The 15,206-nt window shown below is 58.6% G+C and carries 14 protein-coding genes; 6 read left to right on the top strand and 8 right to left on the bottom strand.

Annotation, left to right across the window (positions count from 1 at the left end; genetic code table 11):
- Positions 1–53: 53 nt before the first annotated feature.
- Positions 54–968, bottom strand: a complete 915-nt coding sequence (locus IEX04_RS01775; RefSeq protein ID WP_229676944.1) for a LysR family transcriptional regulator — start codon at positions 966–968, stop codon at positions 54–56.
- A 69-nt stretch (positions 969–1,037) separates the two neighbouring features.
- On the opposite strand from IEX04_RS01775, the gene IEX04_RS01770 reads away from it, so the two are divergent.
- Together IEX04_RS01770 and IEX04_RS01765 are read left to right on the top strand one after the other, a co-directional pair.
- Entirely contained in the window at positions 1,038–1,964 is a 927-nt protein-coding gene (locus IEX04_RS01770) for an EamA family transporter (RefSeq protein ID WP_229676943.1), read from the top strand.
- A 106-nt stretch (positions 1,965–2,070) separates the two neighbouring features.
- Complete coding sequence (locus tag IEX04_RS01765; RefSeq protein WP_188683230.1) at positions 2,071–3,759, top strand: long-chain-fatty-acid--CoA ligase; 1,689 nt, start codon at positions 2,071–2,073, stop codon at positions 3,757–3,759.
- A 31-nt stretch (positions 3,760–3,790) separates the two neighbouring features.
- On the opposite strand, the gene IEX04_RS01760 is transcribed toward IEX04_RS01765, so the two are convergent.
- The 5 genes from IEX04_RS01760 to IEX04_RS01740 form a co-directional block, all read right to left on the bottom strand.
- Positions 3,791–5,383 (bottom strand): dipeptide ABC transporter ATP-binding protein, encoded by a 1,593-nt coding sequence (locus tag IEX04_RS01760; protein WP_188683228.1) that lies wholly within the window; start codon positions 5,381–5,383, stop codon positions 3,791–3,793.
- The gene (locus IEX04_RS01755; protein WP_188683226.1) at positions 5,380–6,177 is read right to left on the bottom strand and encodes an ABC transporter permease; all 798 of its coding nucleotides are present in this window, start codon (positions 6,175–6,177) and stop codon (positions 5,380–5,382) included. Before IEX04_RS01755 ends, IEX04_RS01760 begins: the two co-directional genes overlap by 4 nt.
- The gene (locus tag IEX04_RS01750) at positions 6,174–7,106 is read right to left on the bottom strand and encodes an ABC transporter permease (RefSeq protein ID WP_096254819.1); all 933 of its coding nucleotides are present in this window, start codon (positions 7,104–7,106) and stop codon (positions 6,174–6,176) included. Before IEX04_RS01750 ends, IEX04_RS01755 begins: the two co-directional genes overlap by 4 nt.
- Positions 7,107–7,123: 17 nt before the next feature.
- Positions 7,124–8,782, bottom strand: a complete 1,659-nt coding sequence (locus IEX04_RS01745) for an ABC transporter substrate-binding protein (protein ID WP_188683225.1) — start codon at positions 8,780–8,782, stop codon at positions 7,124–7,126.
- 139 nt (positions 8,783–8,921) lie between these two features.
- Entirely contained in the window at positions 8,922–9,530 is a 609-nt protein-coding gene (locus IEX04_RS01740) for an NAD(P)-dependent oxidoreductase (RefSeq protein WP_096254821.1), read from the bottom strand.
- Between the two features lie 80 nt (positions 9,531–9,610).
- Between IEX04_RS01740 and IEX04_RS01735 the strand changes: the two genes are divergently transcribed.
- From IEX04_RS01735 to IEX04_RS01725, 3 genes are all read left to right on the top strand, one after another.
- Positions 9,611–9,976, top strand: coding sequence for a winged helix-turn-helix transcriptional regulator (locus tag IEX04_RS01735; protein WP_096254822.1), 366 nt, complete (start codon positions 9,611–9,613; stop codon positions 9,974–9,976).
- A 126-nt stretch (positions 9,977–10,102) separates the two neighbouring features.
- A complete protein-coding gene (locus IEX04_RS01730) occupies positions 10,103–11,596 on the top strand; it encodes an aldehyde dehydrogenase family protein (RefSeq protein ID WP_096254823.1) in 1,494 nt (497 codons plus the stop codon).
- 189 nt (positions 11,597–11,785) lie between these two features.
- Entirely contained in the window at positions 11,786–11,968 is a 183-nt protein-coding gene (locus tag IEX04_RS01725) for a hypothetical protein (RefSeq protein WP_188683223.1), read from the top strand.
- Here the strand turns inward: IEX04_RS01725 and IEX04_RS01720 are convergent.
- Positions 11,965–12,654, bottom strand: coding sequence for an NUDIX hydrolase (locus IEX04_RS01720; protein WP_188683221.1), 690 nt, complete (start codon positions 12,652–12,654; stop codon positions 11,965–11,967). The two genes, IEX04_RS01725 and IEX04_RS01720, sit on opposite strands and share 4 nt — an antisense overlap.
- A 199-nt stretch (positions 12,655–12,853) precedes the next feature.
- Here IEX04_RS01720 and IEX04_RS01715 point away from each other — a divergent pair, with 199 nt between their 5' ends.
- Positions 12,854–13,990, top strand: coding sequence for an acyl-CoA dehydrogenase family protein (locus tag IEX04_RS01715; protein WP_188683219.1), 1,137 nt, complete (start codon positions 12,854–12,856; stop codon positions 13,988–13,990).
- A gap of 12 nt (positions 13,991–14,002) precedes the next feature.
- On the opposite strand, the gene IEX04_RS01710 is transcribed toward IEX04_RS01715, so the two are convergent.
- Positions 14,003–14,893, bottom strand: coding sequence for a dihydrodipicolinate synthase family protein (locus tag IEX04_RS01710; RefSeq protein ID WP_188683217.1), 891 nt, complete (start codon positions 14,891–14,893; stop codon positions 14,003–14,005).
- Between the last annotated feature and the right edge of the window lie 313 nt (positions 14,894–15,206).

Here is a 15,206-nt window from a genome sequence, read left to right as displayed (position 1 = left end):
TGTGGCGGGTAGTACATTTTCGTGGCTCGCGCGGTAGGTTCCGGGCATAATTCCTACTCTCCGCGCAGTCGCTGGAGCACCAGTGCCAAGGCCGGCCAGGTGCTTCGCCCCTGACGGGTGCGGGCGTAGGCGTGCAGCTCAAGGTTCGGATTGGCCAACGGCAAGATGGTGAGCCCTTGGCGTGGTGGGCGATCACGTGGAAGTAGGCCCACACCAAGATTTGCCAGGATGAGGTCTTCCACCAGATCGAGACTATCGGACTGATGGCGCATTGTTGGCTCAAAGCCGGACATTGAGGAGATCAGCCGCAACACCTTCTCGTCGGCAATATTGCGGGAATTACCAATCCAGTCATGTTGTGCGAAGGCTGCGAAGACCGTTGCGGCATCTGCAGCGACTGGGCGTGAAGTGAACGGTGCTGCGAGCGCCGAAGGAACACCCAAACCCCACTCGGTGCTCCACAGCGAGAGCGTCTCCACCCCCGGAGCCACCTTCTCCGGGGACAAGTTGTAGTCATAGGTCAGCGCCAGATCTATGCCATCCACGGCTAACTGGTTCAGTGCTTCGGCCGGTTCATGTTCGAGCACCACAATATCTACCCGTGGATGATGCACGGCTAAATCCTCAATAATCGGCATCAAGGACCGGCGAATCGCTGTCGCAAATCCGGCCACGCGCACCGTTCCGACAGGCTCGGCCTCGGTGTTAAGGCTAAGGCGTGCTGAATCGACGGCGGCCAGAATGCTGCGGGCATGTTCGGCAAGCCTGCGGCCTGCCGGAGTCAGCCGCACCCCACGGCCTTTCGATTCGATGAGGGGTACGCCGACTTCTCGGGAAAGCTGTGCGATCTGCTGGGAGACCGTGGAGGTGGTGGCACCCAGGATGTCTGCCACTGCACGCATCGATCCCATGCGGGACAGTTCGTAGAGGTACTGTAAACGACGAGTTTCCATAAAATCATTGTCCATGATTATCGAATGGTATGTTCAAGATTCTCGCGTGGACGCGAATAGCCGGCGTGAGTTCTACTGGTAATCATGAACTTCCGGTCAGTACCCGCACCCAGCTCCGCCTCGATGGGCTCAATGATGGCCTTCGGCGCAATGAGCTGTGTCCAATTGGGATTGGCAGCCTCTATCGTCCTGGCCGACAATATTGGTTCCGGGGCCGTCGCGTGGTTGCGCCTGGCCTGGGCCGCGGTCATTCTGGTTCTTATTGCCCGACCTTGGAAGCTCAAATTCACTCGAAATACGCTGCTGATCTGCGCGCTTTTGGGTCTGGCTACAGCCGGCATGACGGTGAGCTTCATGAAGTCGGTGGAGACCATTCCACTGGGCACCGCCAGTGCACTTGAATTTATGGGTCCGCTGGCCGTGGCAATAATTCAAGGTCGTGGCTCCGCCCGGTGGTGGGCTGTGATCGCCGCGCTCGGCGTGCTCGGACTGACCGAACCGTGGCATGGCGCGGTAGATCTGACCGGCGTACTCTATGCCTTGGGTGGAGCTGTCTGCTGGGCGGTGTATGTGCTGCTGACCCAACGAGCCGGGGATGCTGTGGATGGTGTCGGCGCCTTGGCGGTATCGATGCCGGTGGCCGCCATCGCTGCAACGTTCATGGTTGGCCCCGTGGTGCTTGAAGCCCTCGATATGCAGACCCTGATTATCGGTGTGGGGCTGGCATTGCTATTGCCGGTGATCCCATTCAGCTTGGAAATCTTCGCATTACGCAGGCTGACCACCGCGGCCTTCGGCACGCTGATGTGTCTGGAACCTGCGATCGCGATGACCGTTGGACTCCTCATTTTGCATCAGGTGCCACGTCCCGCCGCGATGGTGGGCATCGCGCTGGTAATTCTGGCAGGAATCGGAGCCACCCGCACCGGCCAGCGCCTGCCGAAAAATATTGTTTCACCTACCGTAAAGCCACTGGCCGGGTTGGCCGAAGATCATTCGCAACCCCGCTAAACTCCGGCCGCGCGGGACTATCCTTGAAGCTCACTGAGCAGAAAATTTGCGAGATTCACCCCCGACGTTTAACTCGAAACCATCGGTATCGGGCATGATTAGAGTCATGGATAATACTGCCGCACCGGCCTGGGTGGCCAACTACCAGCCAGGGGTTCCCGCACAGATTGAGCTTCCCACACAATCGCTGAGCCATATGTTCGAACGTTCCGTGCGCGAAGCCGGCCAGAGTCCGGCCACCGAATTCTTCGGCCGCCAGGTCAGCTACGCGCAGCTTGGCGAACAAGTTTTGCAAGCAGCCGAGGGGCTGCGCAAACTTGGTGTGAAAGCCGGAGACCGGGTGGCGCTGATCCTGCCAAATTGCCCGCAGCATGTGGTCGCTTTTTACGCGGTGCTGCGTCTGGGCGCGGTCGTGGTGGAGCACAATCCGCTCTACACCTCTCGCGAACTTCGCCACCAGTTTGAAGACCACCAGGCGCGTGTGGTCATCGCCTGGGACAAAGTTGTCTCCAGCGTGCAGAAGTTCCCCGCTGACGTGCAGATCGATACGATCATCGCGGTGAACCTGCTCGAAGCGTTCCCGGCGGTCAAGCGTATGGCGCTGAATCTTCCGTTGAAAAAACTGCGTGAAACCAAAAAATCATTGACCGCCGCTACCACCGGCACCATGGCGTGGAAGCAGTTGCTGGCCTCCGGTAGCTTGGACGCCGAGCACCCCTTCCCAGCTGTGCAAGACCTTGCGGTCATTCAGTACACCTCGGGCACCACAGGTCGCCCGAAGGGCGCGATGCTCACGCATTTCAACCTGTATTCCAACGCGCTGCAGGGCGAAGCATGGATGGAAGGTGCACAGCAGGGCAAGGAAATCCTCTACGCGATCCTGCCAATGTTCCACGCCTTTGGCATGACCTTGTATCTGACTTTCGGGGTGAAGAAGCAGGGACTGCTGGTGCTCTTCCCGAAATTTGATCCGCAGCTGATCTTGGACGCCTGGAAGAAATCTCCGGCCACCGTGTACTGCGCGGTCCCTCCGATCTATGAACGCACCGCGATGGCCGCCAAGGAGCAGGGAATTTCGCTGCGCTCGGCCAAATACTGTATCTCGGGCGCCATGAACCTGCCAGATCATGTGGTGGAACTATGGGAATCGATGTCCGGCGGCCTGTTGGTGGAAGGCTATGGCATGACCGAGTCGTCCCCGGTGGCCTTGGGCAATCCGTTCCATCCTTCGCGGCGCAACGGCACCATCGGCGTACCCTTCCCCTCGACCCTGATGAAGGTAGTCGACGTTGATGATCCGAGCCGCGAGGTAGCCCAGGGTGAGCCTGGCGAACTGCTGATCAAGGGGCCACAGGTGTTTGCCGGCTACTGGAACAACCCGGAAGAGACCGCCAAAACCTTGACCGAGGACGGCTGGCTGCACACCGGGGATGTGGTCACCGTGGACGAAGATGGTTTCACCCAGATTGTTGACCGGGCCAAGGAACTGATTATCACCGGTGGCTTTAACGTTTCGCCCTCCGAGGTGGAGAACGCGCTGCGCCAGCACGCGGATGTCGCCGATGCAGCGGTCTTCGGCAAGGCGCTAGAACGAGGCGGCGAAATGGTGGTTGCCGCGGTTCAGCTCGACGAGGGGGCAACCTTGGATGAGGCGGCGCTGCGCGAGCACTGCCGTGGCCAGTTGGCTGCCTATAAGGTGCCTAAACGCATCGTTGCCATCGACGAGATGCCGCGGTCCATGCTGGGCAAGATTCTGCGCAAGCAGGTCCGCGAAGAGTTCAGCGACAAAGTCTAAATCGAATTTATGGGTGGCAATGCCGCGGTTGTTAACGCAGCCGCGGCATTGCTGTCATTAAGATGCGGGTGTACTCATGCTGCGGGTCGCCGAAGACTTGCGCGGTGGGGCCCTGTTCGACGATTCGTCCCCGATGCATAACCGCCACAAAATCGCTCATATGCTCGATCACCGACAGATCATGGCTGATGAACAGGTAGCTGGTTCCGGTTTCTTGCTGCAGACGATCGAGCAGATCCAGAACCGTGGCCTGAATCGAAACGTCAAGGGCCGAAACTGGCTCGTCGAGTACCAATACCTTGGGCTCCGGCGCCAGCGCACGAGCGATCGCCAGGCGTTGACGTTGACCGCCGGAAAGCTCACGAGGGTTGCGTGTGCTCAGCACAGGATCCAGCTCCACCTGTTCCAGCAGCCGGCCGACTTGGTCTTTATAGCCCGTCGCGCGCTTGCTGCGGCCTGCGGACAACGCATCGGTGAGAATCTGTCCCACCGAGTAGCGCGGATCAAAGGAACCCAGCGGATTCTGATAGATCGCGCCGATATTCTCCCGTAAGCCGCGCCGCGCCGCTTCGCTGTGCGGGGCGAAACGATCACCAAGCAGCGTCACGCTGCCTGTATCGGGACGTTCTAAACCAAGGACCAAACGCGCGGTCGTGGTTTTTCCCGACCCTGATTCCCCGACCAGGCCCAGCGTCGCGCCGCGGGGAAGCACAAACCCGGCTTCCACGACGGCAGGATGTTTGGCAAAGGACTTGGACAGGTTTTCCACCACCAGCGCCGGAGCCGAATCCGTGCTTGCCGGTGCTAGCTGACGCGGTTCGTTCACCGGCGTGCCGGCACTTAATGGGGCAAAGCGGGGCACCCCGGAGGGGATGGCCCGCAATAAGGTGCGGGTATATTCATGCTGCGGATGGTTCAGGATCTGTTCGGTGGGGCCGGTCTCGACGATTTGACCGGCGCGCATCACCGCGATGCGATCCGCCAGCTGAGCGACCTGAGCCAGATCGTGGCTGATCATCAGCACCGCACGGCCCTCATTTTTCAGTGCGGCCAGCTGCTCGAGCACCAGGGCTGCGAGGCGGGAATCCAACGCGGTGGTCGCCTCGTCCGCGATGACTATCTGCGGGTCGCCAATCAGTGCTTGGGCAATGAGCACGCGCTGCCGCATGCCCCCGGAGAGCTGGGTGCTGCGCTGTTTCATACGCCGCTCGGGTTCTGGCAGCTCCACCGCGGCCAGGATCTCACGGACCTTGGCGGTGCGCTGAGACTTGTTCAAGCTCGAATGTTCCTTGAGCACGTCTTCGATTTCCCGGCCTACCGGGCGTAGCGGATCCAAGGCCATGAGCGCATCTTGCAGGATCATGACTACCGAATTCCCGCGGATCTTCTGCCATGCGGGCTCACTGAGCGCTAATGCGTCTTCGTGGCAGACCATGAGCTTTGTGGCGCTGACGGTTCCGCCGCTGAGCCCCATGAGGCTGCGCGCGGTGACCGACTTTCCAGAACCTGATTCGCCCACGAGCGCCAGGCATTCGCCGGCTGCAAGTTGGAAGGACACGGCGTCTACGGCTTGTTGACCGGCGAAGCTGACCGAGAGATTTTCGACTGCTAATAGTGGATTCATACGGCTTTCACCTTTCCGCCCAGGGCGCGCCCGATCAGCGTGGAACCGGCCGCAACAACGACAATTGCCAGTCCCGGGAAGAAGCTCAACCACCAGGCAAGGTGTAAGTAGGTGCGTCCGGCCGAAAGCATCGCACCCCATTCGGGCGCTGGCGGGGGAGTGCCTAGACCAAGGAATGACAGGGCAGCCGCCCAGATCACCGCTTGGCCAATGCCCAAGGTGACCAGCGCGAGCAACGGTTGCAACGCGTTTGGCACGAGATGATTACGGACCTTCAGCCAGGTACCGCGCCCAAGCACGGTGGCGGCCTCCAACATTTCCGAGTTTTTCAGCGTGCGGATCTGGCTGCGTACCAGCCGCGCGTAACCGGGGGCCGTGGATAAGCCCACCGCAACAATCGCCGGGCCCACGCCGGGTCCGGTAAACGCAATAATCAGCAACGCCATGAGTAAGGAGGGAACCGAGTAGAGCGCTTCGAGCACCCGCAAGATTACCTCGTCGAGCCAGCGCGGAGCCAAGGCGGCCGCGGTTCCTAAGACCAAAGCCAAACCCATGCCCAGCGCGGTGGCAGCCAAACCAATATAGAGAGAGTCGCCGGCACCGTGGATCACCCGGGTGAATACGTCACGGCCGGACTCGTCGGTGCCAAAAATGTGAGCGCTGCTAGGGGCCTGAAAGGCCTGGGACGGATTGATCGCCAGCGGATCTGCCGGAGCAATAAGTGACGGAGCAAACGCAGTGAGTACCCAGAAGAGAATGAAAAGTGAGCTGAGAATTTTTGCGGTACGGCTCATGATTCTGCCCCCGCCGGATCGATGAGTCGCTCAATGGCTTCGGTCAACGCCATCACGACGATATAAACAAGTGCAGAGAACAACGCGATGCCGGTAACCATAGGAATGTCTCGGGCAAGTACCGCGGAAAGCAAGGAACGGCCCAAGCCCGGACGGGCGAAGATCGCCTCGACGACCACCGCACCGGAAAGTAGTGAAGAAAAAGCCCACCCGGTCAGCCCAAGCGCAGGCAAAGCGGCATGGCGTAAGCCGTGACGGCGGAACACCGTCAGCCGGCTTTCGCCGCGAGCGCGAGCTGCCAGGGCAAACTGGCTACCCATCGCGGTATTCAGCGAGTCACGCATCAGCTGGGTGAGGAATCCGGCTAGCGGAAGCGCCAAGGTCAGTACCGGTAAGACTAGCCCGGCGGGAGTTCCATTGGCGACGGCGGGAAGCCAGCCGAGCATCGAGGAGAACAACATGATGAGCACCGCGCCGAGCCAAAAGTGCGGAACTGCGGCTGCCACAATCTCTACCGCGTTACCCAGCAGTCGGCCGAATTTATTGGCGCGCATCGCAAGCAACGCAAAGAGTAAGGCCAGTAGCCAAGCCACCACTAGCGCCAATAACGCCAGATTGATGGTCGGTGGGAGTACCTCGCCCATGATCTGCAGGACCGGGTCTTTGAAGGAATAAGAAGTTCCGAAGTCCAAGCGGATGAGTTTGGCGAGGAACAAAAAATATTGACTGATGATCGGCAGATCAAGACCATACTCGGAGCGGGCGTTGGCCAGAGCCTCGGCCGAAGCCTGTGAACCTGGACCACCCATGATCGCTTCGGCTGGGTCGCCAGGGATGAGGCGTACGCCGATAAAGATGGCGGTGGCAACCAGCCACAGCACCACCAGCGCGCCGCCAACCTTGCGACCCAACCAAGCGAGCAGTTTCATTGTGAGGTGTTTACCGCTTATTTATCGAGGAATACGTTGTAGTAGATCGGCGAGGAAACCGCGGTGGTCTCGCCCATACCGTGAACGTTCTTCGAATACAGGAAGTGGTTCTGCTGATCGTAGAGCGGCATCACGTAGTAGCCGTCCAGCACGATCTGCTGGGCCTGCTTGTAGAGCTCGGCACGCTCAGCTTCGTCGTTGGTTTGCTCCGCGTCGACGAGCAGTTGATCTAGCTTAGGATCCTTGATCTGCGCATTGTTGGCGAAGTAACCGCTGGGTGCGGGAATCGTTGAATCGGAGTGGAACAAGATGCGCAGGACGCTCGGACCGACCTTGGTGTACGGAGCGGAAACGAGATCGTACTCGTGCTTGGCCAGTGCACCGTACCAGCTGGACAGATCCAGCAACTCGATCTTGACCTCAAAACCAACTGGCTTAGCGGCGGCCTGCATCTGTTCAAACAGTGACTGCTCGGCAGGAACCGACTGGTTGGTGGAAACCGGGAACTTCAGAGTGAGGCGTTTGCCGTCCTTGACTCGGTAACCTTCGGAGTCGCGCTCGCTCCAGCCGGCAGCATCGAGTAGCTCGTTAGCCTTGGTGGCATCGGTGGTGAACTTTGAGTCATCCGAGATACCCAGTGGTTCAACACTGGAGAGCAATGAGTAGCTGCGCTTTGCGGTGTTGAAGTACAGCGAGTTGATTCCGGAGTTCACATCGACGGAGTGCATGAACGCTTCGCGGACGCGCACATCATCAAATGGTGCCTTGGAGCTGTTCAGCTCGAGCCGATTTGAGGCGCCTGGACGTGGCGCGTCTAGGTGGCCCAGTCCGTTATCGGCGGCCGTGGAGATGGTATCTGGCTGTGGGTTGTCAATGACGTCAACCTCGCCGGACTGTAGCGCCGCATAGCGGCTGGCGGCCTCGGGGATGAAGCGCCAGGTGATGCCGTCCAGATAGGAGGTGGCGCTGGCGCGTTCGGCATTTGCTGCCGGGGAGACATAATCTTCGTAACGCACCAGATTGACCGCTTGCTGACGATCCCACGATTCGACCTTGAATGGGCCGGTGCCTGCAGGGGCGGCGCAGTTTGCTGCCTGATCGCGTTTCAGTCCCTGGGGGGACTGAATTGCGGTCCACGGCATGGATAGTGATTCGAGCAACGCGTTGTCTGGCGCGGAAAGCTTAAGTTCTGCGGTGAGATCGTCGACGAGCTTGATCTGGTCAACCTTGCCCACGGCTAGGTAGCCGGTGGACGAAGCAGTATTTGGATCCTGAAGGTGCTCGATATTGGCTTTGATCGCCTCGGAGGTGAGCTTGGTTCCGTCGTGGAAGGTGATTCCGTCACGCAGTGTAATGGTGCGGGTCAGGCCATCGGCGGAAACCTCGGATTTTTCTGCCAGCCATGGGATGATCTTCCCCTCGGCGTCCTTGGTGAACAGCGATTCCATGAACTGGGATGCCACCAGTGCCTGCGGATAGTTGCCGCCCACATGTGGGTCAAGGCAGCTAGGCTCGGCGTCTCCCGAGGCGTAAACCAGCGTTCCCCCGGCGACGGGTTTTGTGTCCTTGTTAGCGGATGGATCCTCGGTGGAGGAGCAGCCGGCAATGAGGGCCGCTGCCAACGGCAGGGCTAAGGCCCCGGTGAGTAGGCGGGTGGCACGCTGATTTCGTCGCATGAACGCAGATTTACCTTTGAGTGAGTGAGAGATGACGTAGACAACCTTAGTCAACCAAGAGCCAAAGGTCAGATTTGTTCCCTTGCAGGGCAAAGGTTAATGAATCTCTCTGGTCCTTGGTCGACCGGTTGGCAGATCTTTACTTTTCGCTGGCGACGGTGAAACGACGGTTCTCGTGAACCGGAGTTTCGATTTCGTCCACGATAGCGACCGCGAAGTCCTGGGTGGACACGAAGTCACCGGCAGGGGAGTTTGCGCCGAGGGTGTAGTTGCCGGTACGGGTGCCCGGGGCGATGACTGGGGCCGGCGCGGCCATGGTCCAGGTGATCCCGGAGACCGAGGTCAACATGTCATACACGGCGCCGCTGGTCAGCGCCTCAGCCTTGTATTCTTCGGGGAATCCCGGGGTGTCGTAGAGGCGGACTCCGTCCACTTCGGTCGCTCCTGCGCCGCCGACAACGATCAGACGTGCCGGGATGAGGGTTTCGGTGATTTCCTCGAAGGCGTCAATGTATTCCTGGTGGTCGCCGCCCGTGCGCGATGGAGGCACGGAGATGACAACAACGTCGTGGTTTTTACCCAGATCGCGGTAAGCCGCGGTATCGCTCAGCTGGGCGGTGGCCGAAGCAGTGCCTTCGATGCTCTTGCCGGTGCTGCTCACGGCGGTGACTTCGTGGCCACGGCTGAGCGCCTCGGCGGTGATCTGGCTGCCTACCATTCCGGTGGCTCCGTAAACTGCAATCTTCATGATGATCCTCTCGTAGCTGTATCGTTCACTTTGATAGTATCCTTTAGATACTGAGTACTTCAACGAAACTAGGTTACCTAATGGATAGTACGCCGACGTTTAATGTTCTCGTTCCTGACTGCCCCTCACGTGAAATTATGCAACGTTTGGGAGATAAATGGACCCCTTTAGTGATGCTTACCCTAGCTAGCGGACCACTTCGTTTCTCCGAGTTACGCCAGCACATCGGTTCGGTGACTCCCAAGGTACTCACTAGCACGCTGCGTACTTTGGAACGTGACGGTCTGGTAGATCGCCAGGTGACCGCTCAGGTGCCAATCCGGGTAGATTACGAACTGACAAATTTAGGCCTCAGCCTACTTGAACCCATGGACGCTATCCGGATCTGGTCCGAAAAACATGCCGCCAAGGTTATGGCCGCCCGAGAACTCTTTGACGAAAATTAAGATTATTTTCAACCAGGAATTGCGCTCTGCGATAAGAGCCTTGAAGAGCGCCGGCTTCCCGCGAACAATGGGGCTAAGAGCTCGATTCGCTGCGGCGTGAAAGCCGCACTGTGGGAAGGACTATCCATGACCAAGCAAGCAGTATCCAACCGACCGGCTTTCCTTGATCAACTACCGGCACAGCTTTTTATTGCCGGGGCATGGCGCGAGGGGAACAGCGGCTCAACGCTGGTCACCCGTAATCCATTTGATGATTCCGTACTTGCTGAAATCCGCCAGGCCTCTACGGCAGACGTAGACGAAGCCTACGAAACGGCCCGCGCAGCCCAGCGCGAATGGGCGGCGCTGATTCCGGCAAAGCGGGCAGCCGTGCTCAACAAGGCCGCGGACTACCTGCAGGCAAACTACGACGACTTGGTCGCGCTGCTCGTGGCAGAGTCCGGTTCCTCGGTTCTCAAGGCCAACGTGGAAGTCTCCGGAACCATCGCAGCTACCCGCGAAGCAGCCACCTTCCCAACCCGCGTGCACGGCAAGATCTTGCCGTCAAACAGTGCGGGCAAGGAAAACCGGGTATACCGCGAACCTGTCGGGGTGGTCGGTGTGATCAGCCCGTGGAATTTCCCAATGTTGCTCTCCCAGCGTTCGGTGGCGCCAGCCTTAGCGCTTGGCAACGCGGTAGTGCTCAAACCGGCTAGTGATACCCCCTTGGTAGGCGCACTGGTTTTGGCTAAGGCCTTCGAAGCTGCTGGAATCCCGGGCGGTGTGTTCAGCGTGGTAATTGGTTCGGGCTCGGAAATTGGCGATCATTTTGTAGGACACCCGGTTCCATCCTTCATTTCCTTCACCGGATCCACCCCGGTGGGGCAAAATGTTGGAAAGCTAGCGGTCTCCGGTAAGCATATGAAACGCGTTGCACTGGAGTTGGGCGGCAATGCGCCGTTTGTGGTGCTCGCCGACGCAAATATGGAGCAGGCGGTCCGCGCAGCAGCCATGGGCAAGTTCCTGCACCAGGGGCAGATCTGCATGGCGATCAACCGGATTATCGTCGAAGCCCCGGTCTACGACCAGTTTGTGGAGCAGTTTGCGGCCCACGTAGCTACGATCAAGTACGGAGATGCGGCTAACCCGGAAAACATTGTGGGGCCCATCATCAATGATTCACAGCTCGCCAGCGTGCAGGGAAAAATCGAGCAGGCGCGAAGTGAGGGCGCCCGTGAAGTTTTGGCCGGAGAAGTTGTCGGCCGGGTGATTCCTCCGCATGTTTTTGCGGATGTCACCAGCGAGATGGAGTTGTTCCGTGAAGAGATCTTCGGTCCCGTAGTGGGCATCGTTCGGGCGGACAGTGAAGAACATGCGCTGGAGCTGGCTAACGATACCGAGTTTGGATTATCCAGTGCGGTGTTCACGACCGACATTGAAAAGGGCGTGCGCTTTGCCCGCGGCATCAAGGCTGGAATGACCCATATCAATGACATCACCGTTAATGATGAACCGCATGTGATGTTCGGTGGCGAGAAGAACTCCGGACTAGGTCGCTTCAACGGGGAATGGGCTATCGAGGAGTTCACCACCGACCATTGGATTGGTGTGCAGAGCACCGATAAGCAGTACCCGTTCTAAAAATTCTCTAGTACAAGAATCCACGCCAATTGCCCCGGGGGACAAGTTCCTCCGGGGCGATTGGCTGCGCCCTGAAGGGGTGGAATGGCCGAGGGTGGGCGTTTGAAGCCCGGGGTGTTAAGCGGAGGTTAAGATTGACCGGCTTCCGATCCTAGGCAGCCCTTAGACGTTCCCGCCTCGGTCGTGTGCTTGTCAGCGCAAGAAGATCATCTTGCTGCTGCGATGGTGAAATTGCTCCTCAATCACGCCGCCGAGCTGATCCCTTCGGGGACGCTGGGTACTCAATCTCTGGATCCCCGGGCGATGGCCAACACCAAAGTTGTCCAGTTGCATCGTTGCCCTATCGAGGGATACCGGGCCTTGCCCGGTTAGCTGGCGCGTTCTTTCTTTGAATCGGCTGCTGGTGGCATGCGCTGCGGGCGGACCGTCCTAATGGGGGTTGCTGCGCCCATCGCTGCCGCCACCGTTCCTAGTGCGGCAAGATCTTCCAGAGTGGTTCGGGTCGGGCGCATGAGCCCCACCTCGCCACGCTCAAACTTGGCGAATAACTCTGCCGGCCTGATCCATTCCGAATTTGAGGCCTCGGTGGTCTGATGACTCGGTTCCTGCCCGGGCTGAACATGAGCCACATAGAAGAATGTGTCAAAGCGCTTGGGATTATCCGGCGGAGTGATCCAGTTAGCGTACGGACGCAGCTGGCTCACGTCCAGCTGGGCACCGGTTTCCTCGAAAATTTCCCGCCGAGCCGCGGCCAATAGCGTCCCGGCATCAAGCACCGCTTGTTCCTCGCCCTGCTCCCAGAGCGAGGAATCTTTCCACAACTTTGCGTGTTCAACGGCCAGCGCATGCGGGATTGCCTCCGACTGCGCCTCGGCCACGTCCTGCGCGTCAACGCGTCCGCCTGGATAAACAACCATTCCGGCGGCGAAGTCCATGGTGGAGACTCGGTGCTGAATAAAGACCTCCAGCCCCTGAGCACCTTCGCGAATCATCAGGACGCTGGCGGCACGTCGCGGTATCACTGGCTGGTTTTTCTGTGCAGTTGAGCTGAGGTCCATGAATCCTAGTATGGCCGAGATGCTCCGGGCAGGGGTGCATCATGACGCTCTGGAGGAACAAGGCGAATTTACTACTCAAACTGCACGACGTGTTTTGGTGAGACCAAGTTTCGTTGATCCTTAGTTGTCTTGCGGATTTAATGACAACACAATCGATGTAGTGTGGATCACAACGAGTGGTGGTCAGGAAGGGTTTGTCATGTTTGAGCTCAACGAGGAACAACGTGAGCTAGTTGAAGCGGTTCGAGATTTTGCCGCAGAAAAAATTGCCCCTCATGCTTTGGAGTGGGATGCGAAGGAACATTTTCCCGTTGATGTGTTGGCCGAGGCTGGCGAACTGGGCGTCGGTGGCATCTACGTCAGCGAAGAGTATGGCGGTTCCGGACTCACGCGTAGCGACGCTGTCCTGATTTTCGAAGAATTGTCCAAGGCCTGCCCTACTATCGCCGCCTATATTTCCATCCATAACATGGTGGTGTGGATGATCGATAGTTATGGAACCCATGAGCAACGTTCCACTTGGCTCCCGACGATGGCAGCCATGACGGATCTTGGGTCCTATTGCCTGACCGAACCAGGCGTTGGCTCCGATGCGGCGGCGCTAAGTACCAGTGCAGTTTTGGACGGAGATGAATACGTCCTCAACGGTGCCAAGCAGTTCATTTCTGGGGCTGGTTCTTCCGCACTGTATCTAGTCATGGCACGCACCGCGAATACCGGTGCGAAGGGGATTAGCGCTTTCCTCGTTCCAGCCGATGCTCAAGGGCTTTCGTTCGGACCAAAGGAAAAGAAGATGGGCTGGAATGCCCAGCCCACCAGGCAGGTCTTCATGCAAGATGTGCGTATTCCTGCAAGCAACCTCTTGGGTAATGAGGGCCAGGGTTTCTCGATTGCAATGAGTGGCCTCAATGGCGGCCGGCTGAATATCGGTGCTTGCTCCATCGGCGGCGGGCAACTCGCTCTCGAAAAGTCGGTGGCATACCTCAAGGAACGCGAAGCCTTTGGTGGCCCGCTGACCAAACAAGAAGCCTTGGTTTTTAAACTTGCCGACATGGATATGGAACTAGAAGCTGCGCGAAGCTTGTTGCGCAGGGCTGCTGCGGCGCTGGATGCGAAGGCCCCGGATGCCGTGCGGCTTTGCGCCATGGCCAAGCGGGTGGCGACGGACGCTGGGTTTAACGCTGCCAACACCGCGATCCAGCTGCACGGTGGATACGGATACCTCAGCGAATATGGGCTAGAAAAAATTGTCCGTGATCTGCGAGTGCACCAGATTCTGGAAGGTACCAACGAAATCATGCAGTTGATCGTGGGCCGCGGACTGATCGAGTCCTAAGCGCTAGCAAGCCTAGAGGCCTAGCCGTATCAGGCACGCGGCAACGCGTGCCCGATCGCTATGATCCAGACCTAAAATCGGGAGTGGAAGGCAAGAGCGCTGAGCTAGACCGAGCTGTTCTGCGATCGCTGCAACTACGCGCAGGCTTCCGCCGCACTCGGCGAAGAGCTCCCATAGTGGTGCTAGTCGTGCCGATTCGGCCAGCGCCTCGGTAGTGTTTTCCGCTTGGACTGCCCGGGTGATCCGAAGTGCCAGTTCGGGCAGGGTGCCGCCAATGACCGAGTACCAGACATCGCAGCTTGCCGCTAAGCCTTGGGCAGCTGAAGCATCACCGGATACCCCGATGCTCACATGCTCGGGGATGACTGCGCGAATTTTGGCTACGTGCTCCCGGGCTTCGGCCGCTAGGGCTGGAACGCCTGGGATTTTGATTGAGGAAATACCGGGTAACTCGGTCAGACGCCGGTAAAGGTCGAGGCTGAAAGTGAAATGCGTGGTGCCCGGATTGTCGTAGACAATCACCGGCAGATCGGTGTGTTCGCTTAGCGTGCGAAATAGCTCGAAGACATCTGCCTCGGTCAGCGGCTGGTAGCTCATCGGCGCCAGTAGCAACCCTGCGGCTCCCGCGCGTTGTGCGGCTGTGGCATGGGCTAGAACCTGCGAGGTGCGCAGCGCACCAACTCCGATAAAGACCGGTGTGTCTCCGGCATTCTCAACTGCCAGGTGAGCAACCCGGGCACGTTCTTGCTCAGAGAGATAAGCGTAGGATCCGGTGGATCCAAGAGCGGTGATGGAATCTACTCCTGCGCGGTTCAGGCGTCCGATAAGTGCGGAGAATGCAATTTCATCCAGATGGTCATCGACCAGCGGGGTAAGTGGGAAAGCACTGAGGCCGGTAAACATGATCGAGTCTTTCGCGGTTGCAGAGTCATTGGAGAATAGAAGGCATTTCGAGCGCGCCAATTTGTACGTTAGCACGGTGGTCTACGGGAGCCAGCGAGGTGAGAAGAGTGGTTTACTTCGGTGGCTCAAAACAGCGGGCTTCGGTAAGGGAGAGGCCAAGGGCGCACGATGGCTTTGCAAAAACGCACGGTCTTTTGAGCATTCTGTGCGCAAAATCCATTGACTGGTTTGACTGGTCACCATAGCTTTGAGTTGTAACCTGAATCACCTTTCAGGTTTGGGGAATCACACTCCGCACAATTTCACTTCGGGA

This window comes from Glutamicibacter ardleyensis, from assembly GCF_014644555.1.
In the GTDB taxonomy this organism is placed as follows: Bacteria; Actinomycetota; Actinomycetes; order Actinomycetales; family Micrococcaceae; genus Glutamicibacter; species Glutamicibacter bergerei.
The sequence above is the reverse complement of the archived record's forward strand: the minus strand, read 5'-3'. Positions and strand labels throughout refer to the sequence as shown.